Annotated in this window: 10 protein-coding genes, 3 tRNA genes and 1 pseudogene; 11 read left to right on the forward strand and 3 right to left on the reverse strand. The window is 59.5% G+C overall.

Translation table 11 applies throughout. From position 1 onward, the window contains the following. The 11 genes and pseudogenes from sufC to IRZ31_RS16430 form a co-directional block, all read left to right on the forward strand. Positions 1-441, forward strand: a pseudogene (gene sufC, locus IRZ31_RS16380) (Fe-S cluster assembly ATPase SufC); the annotation flags it as partial. After that, positions 434-1,894: a Fe-S cluster assembly protein SufD gene (gene sufD / locus IRZ31_RS16385; RefSeq protein ID WP_297155558.1), complete on the forward strand. Its 1,461-nt coding sequence runs from the start codon at positions 434-436 to the stop codon at positions 1,892-1,894. The pseudogene sufC and the gene sufD, both read left to right, overlap by 8 nt. Positions 1,895-2,139: 245 nt before the next feature. After that, positions 2,140-3,399: a cysteine desulfurase gene (locus IRZ31_RS16390; protein ID WP_297155560.1), complete on the forward strand. Its 1,260-nt coding sequence runs from the start codon at positions 2,140-2,142 to the stop codon at positions 3,397-3,399. A gap of 233 nt (positions 3,400-3,632) precedes the next feature. Then, positions 3,633-4,031 (forward strand): Fe-S cluster assembly sulfur transfer protein SufU, encoded by a 399-nt coding sequence (gene sufU / locus IRZ31_RS16395; RefSeq protein ID WP_297155562.1) that lies wholly within the window; start codon positions 3,633-3,635, stop codon positions 4,029-4,031. Positions 4,032-4,096: 65 nt separating this feature from the next. Continuing rightward, positions 4,097-4,831: an SDR family NAD(P)-dependent oxidoreductase gene (locus tag IRZ31_RS16400; RefSeq protein ID WP_297155564.1), complete on the forward strand. Its 735-nt coding sequence runs from the start codon at positions 4,097-4,099 to the stop codon at positions 4,829-4,831. A gap of 142 nt (positions 4,832-4,973) precedes the next feature. Beyond that, on the forward strand, positions 4,974-5,291 hold the full coding sequence (locus tag IRZ31_RS16405) for a non-heme iron oxygenase ferredoxin subunit (RefSeq protein ID WP_151729346.1): 318 nt from the start codon (positions 4,974-4,976) through the stop codon (positions 5,289-5,291). 301 nt (positions 5,292-5,592) lie between these two features. Then, positions 5,593-6,192 (forward strand): metal-dependent hydrolase, encoded by a 600-nt coding sequence (locus tag IRZ31_RS16410; RefSeq protein WP_297155567.1) that lies wholly within the window; start codon positions 5,593-5,595, stop codon positions 6,190-6,192. A gap of 110 nt (positions 6,193-6,302) precedes the next feature. Next, positions 6,303-8,036: a DUF2079 domain-containing protein gene (locus IRZ31_RS16415; protein ID WP_297155569.1), complete on the forward strand. Its 1,734-nt coding sequence runs from the start codon at positions 6,303-6,305 to the stop codon at positions 8,034-8,036. Between the two features lie 87 nt (positions 8,037-8,123). Further along, on the forward strand, positions 8,124-8,636 hold the full coding sequence (locus IRZ31_RS16420) for a YggT family protein (protein ID WP_297155571.1): 513 nt from the start codon (positions 8,124-8,126) through the stop codon (positions 8,634-8,636). Continuing rightward, positions 8,636-9,544 (forward strand): DUF2877 domain-containing protein, encoded by a 909-nt coding sequence (locus IRZ31_RS16425; RefSeq protein WP_297155573.1) that lies wholly within the window; start codon positions 8,636-8,638, stop codon positions 9,542-9,544. The genes IRZ31_RS16420 and IRZ31_RS16425 overlap by 1 nt, the downstream gene beginning before the upstream one ends. A 186-nt stretch (positions 9,545-9,730) precedes the next feature. Then, positions 9,731-10,669 carry a ribose-phosphate pyrophosphokinase gene (locus IRZ31_RS16430; protein ID WP_297155574.1) on the forward strand — a complete coding sequence of 313 codons (939 nt, stop codon included), beginning with the start codon at positions 9,731-9,733 and terminating at the stop codon, positions 10,667-10,669. Between the two features lie 400 nt (positions 10,670-11,069). On the opposite strand, the gene IRZ31_RS16435 is transcribed toward IRZ31_RS16430, so the two are convergent. From IRZ31_RS16435 to IRZ31_RS16445, 3 genes are all read right to left on the reverse strand, one after another. Next, a tRNA-Met gene (locus IRZ31_RS16435) sits at positions 11,070-11,145 on the reverse strand. A gap of 293 nt (positions 11,146-11,438) precedes the next feature. After that, positions 11,439-11,510: transfer RNA gene (locus IRZ31_RS16440), tRNA-Met, on the reverse strand. Between the two features lie 115 nt (positions 11,511-11,625). After that, a tRNA-Met gene (locus IRZ31_RS16445) sits at positions 11,626-11,697 on the reverse strand. Positions 11,698-11,742: the final 45 nt, after the last annotated feature.

The following is an 11,742-nucleotide window of genomic DNA, read 5'->3' on the forward strand; positions in this document are numbered from 1 at the left end:
GCCCCGCGCAAGACGATCCCCCCCTCTGAGTTCCGCAATCTGCTGCGCGAGAAGATGAAGCTGCTGAAGGTCGATAACAGCTTCATCAACCGCTCGATCAACGATGGCTTCTCCGGTGGCGAAAAGAAGCGTGCAGAAATCCTGCAGATGGCCCTGCTGGAGCCGGAAATCGCCATGATGGATGAGACCGACTCGGGTCTCGATATCGACGCCCTTAAGATCGTCTCCGATAGCGTCAATGCCCTCCGCGGTCCTAAGCTGGGCCTGCTGGTAATTACGCACTATCAGCGCATCCTCAATTACATTGTACCTGATTTCGTGCATGTAATGTTCGACGGTCGTATTGTGCGCTCCGGCGGCAAGGAGCTGGCCCTGGAGCTGGAAGAGAAGGGTTACGAGTGGCTCCGTCCCGAGGGGAGCGAGGTGGCTATCAATGACTGAGGCTCTGGCTACAACCGGCTTTTCTCGTGAGGCGGTGATCGCCCTCTCGCGTCGCAAGGGTGAGCCTGAGTGGATGCTGCAGAAGCGGCTGGAAGCCTGGGAAATCTATGAGCAGACGCCGGCCCCCCTGGGACGGCGTGGCGACCTTGGGACGCTGCAGCGATTGGCGCGCTTCCATTTCCAGGAGCTGTATCCCTATCTGCCTGCCGATGGCAATGGGGCGCTGCCGGCTTCCATCGAGGAGGGGCTGCGCGATGCCCTTGTCGGCGCCTCTGAGCGTTCGGGCCTGGTGCTGCAGCGCAATAGCTCGGTGGTGCGTGTCGAGCTGTCCGAGGAGCTGAAGAGCCGCGGCGTGATTCTCACCGACCTTGATACGGCGGTGCGCGAGCATGGTGATCTGGTGCAGCGCTACTTTATGACCCAGGCTGTGCCGTTGGCCACTGATAAGTATACGGCTCTCCACGCAGCCTTCTGGAGTGGCGGCATCTTCCTCTACATTCCCAGTGGCGTGGAGATCGAGGAGCCGATCCTGGCTCAGATCTGGCTCGATGCGCCGGCGGCGGCGGCCTTCGCCCACACCTTGATTATCGCTGATGAGCTGAGCAGCGCTCGCTATGTGGAAGAGTATGCCTCGGCCTTCGAGGGCGAGCAGCCTTCTCTGCTGAGCGCGGTGGTCGAGGTCTTTACGAAGAATGGGGCGCGCATCGAGTACACCAGCCTCCAGGACCTGGGGCGCAATGTCTGGAGTGTGATGCATAAGAATTCGATCCACGAGGCCGATAGCAGCGTCTCGTGGGTGATGGCCGATCTGGGCAGCCGCCTGACGTTCTCCAATATCGGCTCGAATCTGATCGGTAATGGCAGCGCCGCCGAGCTGGTGGGCGTCTTCTTCAGCGACCAGGACCAGCGCTTTGTGATTAAGAGCCTCTCAAATCACGTGGGCCTGTCGACGAACGCTGAGACGCTGGTACATGGAGCGTTGACCGATGAGTCGCGCGTGGAGTTCGATGGGATGATCCGCGTGCAGCCAGGAGCACAGCAGACGGCTTCCTTCTTGTCGGAGCATAATCTGCTGCTGAGCAAGCATTGCCGCGCGGAGGCCATTCCTGGTCTGGAGATCGGCGCCAACGAGGTGAGCGCGAGCCACGGCGCAACGACCGGCCAGGTTGATGAGGAGCAGCTCTTCTACTTGATGGCTCGGGGCCTTCCCAAGGATGAGGCCGAGCGGATCATTGTCCAGGGCTTCTTTGAGCCGGTCCTGCAGCGGATTACGCTCGATAGTCTGCGCACGCGCCTGCGCCGTAATATTGTACGCCGCATGCGGGGCGGCCATGAGTCCGAGGCCGACTGGATCGAGGCTCAGGAGCGCTGGGAGATCGAAGGCGTCGATGAGGGCGCGGTGAGCTTTGATCGTCCTTCGGAAGAGGAGGAGATCCGTCTGCTGCCAGAATAGGCACGGGAAGAGGTGCCCGCTGCCCCCGTCTGGCCAGGGACGGAGGATGCGAGCCTGGCTCGCTGCTCCTCCTCTCTTTCTTTGCTTTCTGGCTGGCTTTGGCTGCTGTTGCGCTCGCCTGGGGGCGTGAGGAAGGATCTGAGACATCGCTCTTCCTTCCTTCCTCGCTGTTTGTCTTGTGTTGCCCGGGAGGTGCGGCCCCATCCGACGAGCGAATTGTTGAGAGAAAGAGATCAGGGAATACCATGCAGGACGTTGTTGAGGTGCACCGCGAGCCGCGCAGTGTGGAGGAGATCCGACGCGATTTCCCGATCCTGTCGCGACAGGTTCATGGCAAGCCGCTGGTCTATCTGGATAGCGCGGCCAGTTCGCAGAAGCCGCTGGCGGTCATTGAGGCCATGAATGCCTACTATCGCAGCTCTCATGCCAATGTGCACCGTGGCGTCTATGAGATCAGTGAGGAGGCCACGGAGGCTCTGGAGCGCGCGCGGACGAAGGTGGCGCGCTTTATCAACGCGCGCCAGAGCAAGCAGATCATTTTTACGCGCAATACGACCGAGAGCATTAATCTGGTGGCCTATAGTTGGGGTTGGGCGAACATCAAGGCCGGCGACCTGATCGTGCTGACGACAATGGAGCATCACAGCAATCTGGTCCCCTGGCAGCTGCTGGCTCAGCGCAGTGGGGCGCGGCTGGAGTTTGTGCCGTTGACGCCCGAGGGGCTGCTGCAGCTCGATGTCTACGCCCGACTGCTGGAGCAGGAGCCGAAGCTGGTGGCTTTTACTCAGATGTCCAATGTCCTGGGGACGATTAATCCCGTCAAGGAGATGGTCGCTCAGGCCCATGCTGCTGGGGCAGTGGTCCTGGTGGATGCCGCTCAGAGCGCGCCTCACTTGCCGCTGGATGTCCAGGAGCTGGATGCTGATTTTGTCTGCTTTAGCGGCCATAAGATGCTAGGCCCGACAGGGATCGGCGTGCTCTACGGCAAGCGCGAGCTGCTAGAGGCCATGCCGCCTTTTCTCGGCGGCGGCGATATGATCCGTAGTGTCAGTCTGCGCTCCTCGACCTGGAACGATCTGCCCTGGAAGTTTGAGGCGGGAACGCCGGCCATCGCCGAGGCTGTTGGTCTGGGGGCGGCTGTCGATTATTTGAGCGCACTCGGTATGGACTGGGTCCGCCAGCATGAGCGCTCGATTACAGCCTATGCCCTGGAGCGCTTGCAGACGGTTCCTCAGCTGCGGATCTATGGGCCGGTCGCCGAGGAGCAGCGCGGCGGAGTGGTTTCTTTTTCACTGGCTGATATCCATCCCCACGATCTGGCCTCCATTCTCGATCAGGAGTTCGGGGTAGCGATTCGCGCTGGCCATCATTGCGCACAGCCTCTGATGGAGCATCTGGGCCTGGTGGCAACGGCACGCGCCAGCTTCTATGTCTATACGCTGCCAGAGGAGATCGATGTGCTGGTGCAGGGACTGCGGCGGGCGCTGGAGATTTTTCAAGTCTAGGTCTATACTATACTAATCCCGTGCCTGGCCGCTTTACGCTGCCTGCAAAACTGTCGCTGCTGCGCTGACTGGCTGGCCGCGCCTGCGCTGGGCCGTGGGGCACGGGAACCGGGTGCGGTGAGGTAGACAGGAGAGGAGAGGGTGGCAGAAGCCAAAGAGGAGAAGGGTGGCTGTGGCAGGTCTCTCCAGGCTATCTTGCCGCCTGGTTGATTCCTTACCTGGGAGGCAGCGCTATGTCGATGGATTATCGCGAGTATATTCTGGACCATTACCGTGATCCGCGCAACTATGGGCGGCTGGAGAATCCAACGGTGCACGTGGAGGACTCCAATCCGCTCTGTGGCGATCAGGTGAGCATGGATCTCCTGGTTGAAGGCGATCATGTTACGGCGGTGCGCTTTCAGGGCCGGGGCTGCGCGATCAGCCAGGCGGCCACTTCGATGCTGACAGAGATGGTACAGGGCAAGAGCGTAGAGGAAGTGGTGCGTCTGGGCAAAGATGACATCCTGGAGGCGCTGGGGATTCCGATCAGTCCTGCGCGTATGAAGTGTGCCTTCTTAGGGCTGCGTGTTCTCCATAAAAGCCTGGTCCTGGCTGGCCTGGAGCGCCCGGAGCATGATGATGAGCTGTGAGCCTGGTTGATGGGGCCTGGCGATGCCGCGGATGCGTGTAGTGACGGAAAGGAGCTGCCTGAACGATGCGCCTGGAAGGTAAAGTTGCGGTGATTACCGGCGTGAGTCATCCGGGCCAGATGGGCTTCGCCCTGGCCGGCTTTTTTGCTGAGGAGGGGGCGACGCTGGTGATCGCCTCGCGCAGTGCGGAACGTGTAGCGGCCCGGGTCGCTGAGCTGCAGACGCGAGGCGCCAGAGTCAAGGGAGTGGCTGTCGATCTGACCAGCGAGCAGGGAGCGCAGCGCCTGGTTGAGGAGGCAGTGGCCTGGCAGGGTCGCATCGATGTGCTGGTCAATCTGGCTGGCGGGCTGACGAAGTATGGTCCCCCTCACGAGTATTCACTGCAGGACTGGGAGAAGGAGCTGAATAATAATCTACGCACGGCCTTTCTCTGTACGCGCGCAGTTTGGCCGGTGATGCTGGCCCAGGGTGGTGGCAAGATTATCAACTTTAGTCGGGCCTACAGCATTCAGAATGCGGGGGCGCAGACGTTGGCCTACAATTGTGCCAAGGCTGGGGTGGATGCCCTGACCCGTACCTTTGCTCAGGCAGGCAAGGCTGTCGGGATCTATGTAAACGCCATTGCCCCGGGTCTGATTGCGACGCAGTCCAATCTGGACGAGCTGCATCCCTCCCCCGAGGAGCTACGCGCCAGATGGGTCAGCCCGCGTGAGATTGCCGAGGTGGCCATTTTCCTGGCTACCTCCGCCAGCGATGGCGTCACCGGGGCCATCATCCCTGTCCAGGGACGCGGCATCTGAACAACCTGAAGGCTGAGCGGCCTGGAAAGTCCGTCTGCTGGCTTGCCACAGGCCAGCGACGGCATCTTTTGCCAGGGCAAGCGCTACAGTGGCTACAACGGGTATAAACAAATCAAAGCTCGCGAGGGAAAATGAAGCTGCCATGAGTGAGTTTCTCGCCGTTGCACGCTGGGATGAGCTGGGAGAGGGGGAGCTGCTGGGAGTAGAGGTCGATGGTGAGCCGATCTGTCTGGCTAAGATCGACGGCGTGGTCTATGCCTGTAATGGTGAATGTACCCACGTTGGTGGGCGCCTTTACGAGGGAGAGCTGCAGGGCAGTGTGCTCACCTGTCCCGTCCACGGAGCGCAGTTCGACCTTCGCACGGGCAAAGTCCTGCGTGGTCCTGCCCGTCAGGACCTGGTGCTCTATCCTGTGCGTGTTGAGGATGGTCTGATTAAGGTCGCTCTTCCTCCCGATTGAATTTCAAACTCAACAATAAACTGTCTGATCAGTTCACGAAGGTTCGTGCTGGAGCCAGGCGCCTCTTGCTTATAGCTTTTTGACCACCTCGGTCTCAGCGGGCAGCTGGCCAGGTTCGAGCGAGAGGGCGGGGGACAAGAGAGGCTGGTCTTTTCTCTGGGGAGCAGGGCCATTGCCCTGGGTTGCTGATTCTGCGTGGAAATCCTCTTGCGCAGTCACTGAAGACCCCCTACAATAGCCGCGTGAAGCCTTCGCTCAAGGAAGAAGCTCAATCTTCGCTGCGGATGGAGAAAACGCTGTTATGGTAGGCAGGTCACATCTTCTTATTGGCCTCACGGCAGGTGTTGTTCTGGACAGTCTGGTTCACCTGAGCGGACCCTCGATTACCCTGGCTCCCAGTGTCCCGCTCAAGCTCGTCGTGGCTAAGGCAATCTACTATGTGGCTGTGGGCTTTGGCGCCTTGCTGCCGGACATCGATAACGCCCATAGCACACTGGGGCGCAAATTCGGCTGGATCAGCCGCGAGATCCAGCACATAGCCGGCCATCGTACCCTCTTTCACAGTCTGCTTGGTTTGCTACTGGGCTCACTGCTTGCGCTGGGGGCTCAGCAACTGGTCCTCTCCCTGCTCGCGATGCGCGGTCTGAGCGCACCGGCCAACCTCATGAATGCGACCCATATGATCTTCTTCGCCGTGCTCTTCGGCTGCATCGTCCATATTCTCTGCGATGCCCTCACTGAGGGCGGTGTGCCCTTGCTCTGGCCCAACCCGAAGCGCTTTGGCTTCCCGCCTAATCCGAAGTGGCGCTTCCGCACAGGTACGTGGCCAGAGTATGTCATTGTCTGGTCCTTTATCATCCTGGTGGGTATCGGTATCTGGCAGAATGTCATTTATATATAAGGGGGCCAATAGAGGGGAGGAGAACGAAGCCGGGCGTAGGAGATAGCGAGGTGAGGTGGAAGGGCGCCGGTGGAAGGCGTGAAGAGAAAAAAGAGTAGCGCAGAGGAGCTATGAAGCTATTCAATCTGCGGGCCCAGACATGGCTGGCCTGGGGCCTGGTTGTGCTGGCAACAGTGATCTATTTTCTGGAGATGAGCCATCAGGCCGTACTCCGCTACGATACGTTCAAGGCGACGGCCTTCGACCTTGGTAACTACGACCAGGCCATCTGGAACACCTTGCATGGCCGGCCTTTCCAGTTCACAAACCAGGCGATCGACTGGTATGGTCCCCCTACACGTCTGGGGGTGCATTTTGAACCCATTCTGTTGCTGCTCGCTCTCCTCTATGTGATTCGCTCCGATCCACGCACTCTGCTTGTCTTTCAGACGCTGGTGCTGGCGCTGGGGGCCGTCCCCGTCTTTCTGCTGGCCCGCTACTATCTGCCGCGCTGGCCATTGTTGGCCGCTCTCTGCGTGGTGGCCTACCTGCTCGCGCCGGCTTTGCTGGGCCTCAACATCTTCGATTTTCACGCCGTTAGTCTGGCTACGCCCTTGCTTCTCTACGCTTTGCTGGCCCTTACCTATCGCCGCTACGTGCTCCTGGTGCTCTGTTGCTTCCTGGCGGCTTCCTGTAAGGAGGATGTGCCGCTGGCGATCGGCTTGCTGGGCCTCTTGATGATCTGGCGCTATCGCCTGCCGCGCCTGGGCCTGGCGCTCTGCATAGGCGGCTTCCTCTGGTCGGCTCTGGCTTTTGGGGTGATCATTCCCCACTTTTTCCCAGGTCAGCAGGCCAATAACTTCTGGTACCGCTACGAGACGCTGGGTAGCTCTCCCGGTGCCGCGATAGTTAATTTACTGCTGCATCCCTGGCTGCTCTTCACCACCTTTTTGACGGTGGAGCGCTTCTACTATCTGGCCAGCCTGATCAGAAATACGGGCTTTCTTGCTCTGCTCGCCCCTGAATGGCTGATTCCGACCTTGCCAAGTCTGGCGGTCAATGTTCTGAATACCGATCCGGCCCTCTACAGTGGCGTCTACCACTACAATGCCTCGATCATTCCTTTTGCGGTGATGGCGGGGATCGTCGGTCTGCGGCGCTTTCTGGCTCTCTGGGCAAGCTGGCGCGGGGAGCCGCTGCCCCCACTGGAGCTGATGGTGCCGGAGCGGAGACAGGAAGCGGTGCACGACGGGGCATCTGGTGAAGAGAGCGCGGCAGCCGGGAAGAGCGCCTGGCCGGCGTGGTTGGCGCAGTTCTTGTCGACAGAGCGCGGTCAGGCGCTGCAAGCCTGGGGACGAAACTGGTACCTGCGCCTGCTCCGGCCAGCCTGGTGGCGCAGGCACTGGCAGCGCTTCTGTGCGCGTATGATACCTCTGGCCCAGCAGATCAACCTGACACGTCTGCAGTGGTATGCCATGTTATGGATATTGCTGCTCATAGGCGTCAATTATGTCGCTGAGGCGCCCATCCTCAATAGCTTCTGGGCCGATCATGAGCCTGGGCCGCGCGAGCAGCACATTGAGCAGCTTCTGGCGATGATCCCTCCCGATGCCTCTGTTTCTGCAGGAGATAATTTGAATCCTCACCTTAGTGAAAGACAGCGTTTAGCAGTCTTTCCATCGTTTACCGGTACAATCGATGGCAAGCAGTATACGGTTGACTACATCATTGTTGATCTCAACGCGGTCTTCCCCGAGGATCGTGCCAGTACGATCGAGATTCTCAATCGCCTGACGGCTTCCGGGCAGTTTCGTCTGATTGCGCGCGCCGAGGGGGTCGTTTTACTCAAACGCAATAGTTCATAGTAGGACATAGTATGTTATAATCCTTGCAGGTGAGACTCTCTGCTTTATTCGCTCCTGTGGACAGTTGATGAACAGAGGAGAGGTGCTATGCACGGGGACCCATTTTACAGCGATCCGACCAGCGTCGAACCTGGCAGAGTGCCGCCACCAGGCGCATTACCTCCGATGGAGGAGCTGCAGCCGAAGCAGGCGCCTCCGCCGCCGTACGAGCCGATGCCAGCTCCAGCGGCGCCTCCGCCGCCGATGGCTGAGCTGGAGATGGTCAATCGAGAGAGCGAAGCTCGTACCCTGGTCTTTGCAATCGGCAAGTTTAAAGACTTTCTGTGGTGGTTTCTGGCGGTGTTGGAGGTGGCTTTGTTGCTTCGCTTTATCTTCCGCCTCATTGCTGCTGACCCCGGCAATGCCTTTGCTGGCCTGCTCTACGCTCTGACTGGGATTATTCTGCTGCCCTTCAATGGCATTGTCAAAACCCCATCGCTGCATAATTGGGCCTTTGAATGGCCGACTTTGATTGCTATGGCCGTCTACGCCCTGATTTTCCTGGCCATTACCAGTTTCCTGCGCCTGCTGATCTCGACCCCGAAGGAGACAGCGGAGTAATGGCGGGCCTGGCCCCTGGTCCTCGGGTGGCTTTCATCTGCCCGGCGCTGGGTTATAGCGAGGCGCTGGCGGAGATCATCGCCGGTGCGGTGCAGCGTGGAGAGGTGCACAGCGTTTTCTCTGCAGCAGCTAATCTGCTCTTCCCGCCTGAGTTCGTCCTCTCGCTGAATGCACAGGATGGCCCAGCTGTGCCGAATGGTATTCGTTTGGGGGCCGCACGAGGAGCCTTTCCATTCAGCGCCCTGCGGCCCGGCATGCCGGTGCTGCTGGGGGCCTGGCGTCTATATATAGAAGATCTTCATTGGTCAGTGGACCTGAGTAGTTGCCCGCGCTGGAGGACACAGCTCAAGCGCCCGCGGCAGCTTGAGCCGACGATAGTGGGGCGGAACCGTGAGCGCCTGCGCAGGATGCTGCTGGCTCCTGAACTGCTGAGGGTGCGCCAGGAGGAGGGTCATCCCTTACTGGCGGCCATGAGCGCAGCGCTCAATGGAGAGCGCTGGCTGCCAGAGGAGCCGCAGGCGCTGGCTGAGTTGCTGGCCGGACGCGGGCCGGGCCTTACTCCCTCGGGCGATGATCTGCTTACTGGCTGGCTGGCCGCTGGCTGGTGGCTCCGTGGCGCTGAACCAGCCTTTCTTGAGACCTGTGCGCAACTGGTGGCGGTGGCTGGACCGCGGACCCATCTGCTGAGTCGCACCTGGCTCTCGTGGGCTGCGCGCGGCTGCTTTGCTCTACCACTGCTTGAGCTGCTGGAAAGTCTGGCTGAGGAAGAGGAGGAGCGCCTGCTTGCGCGAGCGCAGGCTGTGCTTGCCCTGGGCGCCAGTTCGGGCTATGATCTCTTATGTGGCCTGGTGCTGGGCCTGGCCTCTCCGTCGCTCCAGCCCTGGCCAGGATCGGGCGTCGTTGTCTGAGCGAGGGACGGCGGCTAAGCCTGCTTTGCTCCTGCTGTTGTCTGGTCTTATCCTGCCAACTTGCTTTCTCCAAGCACGTAACACTATTATTTCTCGCTAAAATCGGAGTAGGTTCTTTTTAAGTCATCCATAGTTTACATGGAGACGGCCTTGTGCTATACTGGGCGCAGGCAGGCCGGAGGTGCTATGAACAAGCTCAGTGTTTTCACAGGTAACGCCAATCCCGTGCTGGCTGCTGCCATCTGCCGTCACCTGGGGATCGAGCTGGGAAAGGCCGAAGTCTTCCAGTTTAGCAACGAAAACATTTTTGTTAAGATCAACGAAAACGTTCGTGGAAACGACGTTTTCGTCATCCAGCCTTTCAGCTCGCCGGTCAATCGCTCGATCATGGAGCTGCTGATCATGATCGATGCCCTCAAGCGGGCCTCGGCGCAGCGCATCACGGCGGTCATTCCCTACTATGCCTATGGTCGCACCGACAAGAAGGATCAGCCGCGGGTCCCTATCACGGCCAGGCTACTGGCGGATTGCATCACGGTGGCCGGGGCCCACCGGGTGTTGACAATGGACCTGCATGCCGGTCAGATTCAGGGCTTCTTCAATATACCAGTTGATGAGCTGACGGCTCAGACCCTGCAGGCGCGCTATTTCCGGGATAAGGGGCTAGAGAACTTTACCGTGGTCTCTGCCGATGAAGGATTTGCCAAGAAAGCACGTCAACTTGCCGACCGCCTGAATGCTCCGCTGGCTATTGTCGAGAAGCGTCGTTTAGGCAATGACGGGGTGACAGAGGCCAAGAACGTGATCGGCAATGTGGAGGGGCGCCATGCCCTGATTGTCGATGAGGAGATCGACACGGCCAGCTCAATCACGCAGGCGGTGCGAGTCGTGCGTGAGCATGGAGCGCGTGAGGTCTATTGCTGTGCCTCACATGGCGTCTTCTCGGGTCCAGCGATTGAGCGGCTGCGCGAGGCCGAGATCAAGGAGATCGTGGTGACGGACACCATTCCTCTGCCGGAAGAGAAGCGCTTACCCAATATGAAGATTCTGTCGGTGGCGGAGCTGTTCGCTGGGGCGATCAGTCGTATCCATGAGAATCGCTCGGTGACGGAGCTGTTCCAGTAGAGGGCAGAGGTAAGAGGCTGAGGCAACAGCCTTCTTTCTTCGCACGCGCCTGGCGCTGGCGTGGCGACAGGGCGACAAGGTAGCTGTTTCTAACGAAGGCGAGTGCTGGTGGATGGCCTCCCCTGTAGCTGAGGCAGCAGAGTTGCAGGGGAGCGCTGTCGCAGTGGATATGAGGCTGCACCCTCTCGCGAGGATTGCCTTGCGAGGGCAGCGGCGAGCAATTGGCTGCTGGAAACCGCTGTGAGTCGATGTTATCCCCTCACTATACGTTTGTTCCCCTCTCCCCCAGGCCATGACACAAAAAGAAAAGATAGACCATGAGAGGCCTATCTTCTTTTTTCGCTTTCGATCTATCTGTTGATCTGCGACGAGGACGAGCGCCTCGATCTTCAGCGCTACCTGGTAGCGGCGGTAGGACTCGAACCTACGACCCAGGGCTTATGAGTCCCCTGCTCTACCGACTGAGCTACGCCGCCATCGAACGGACTGGCCAGGGGCAGCACTGCTGTTGAGAAAGGGCACTCCTGGGGGAGCCAGCACCTTGCCGGAGGCTGCGACTCCGGCTGGCAGAGCTGCCTTGCTAGTGATTTCGACTTTATCTTACCACATCCTGTCAAGAGGGAGAAGGCCATCTTTGGGGGGAGCCGCGGGAGAGCGAGGGTCAGGGAGAGGGCAGGGGGTGAACGAGAAAAAGCCTCACTCGCATACACGAGTGAGGCGAAGTAAGCGTTGTTACTAGAGCGTGCCTTAACGGAGGCAAGAGAAGAAATTGCGGGGGCAGGATTCGAACCTGCGACCTTTGGGTTATGAGCCCAACGAGCTACCGCTGCTCCACCCCGCGTCGTTGGCGAGTGATCAAAACGGAATAGTTGTCAACATAACAGATGATGAGCCTGTCAGCGGGCCTGTGCTGTCTGTCCAAAGCAGGCAGCGTGCAGGAAAAAGCGCTGACGGGATTGCGGGGGCAGGATTCGAACCTGCGACCTTTGGGTTATGAGCCCAACGAGCTACCGCTGCTCCACCCCGCGTCGGCGTTTTCATGATACTACAAGGTTGAAAGGATGTCAAGGGGG

The sequence above is a fragment of the Thermogemmatispora sp. genome (assembly GCF_019683635.1).
GTDB lineage: Bacteria > Chloroflexota > Ktedonobacteria > Ktedonobacterales > Ktedonobacteraceae > Thermogemmatispora.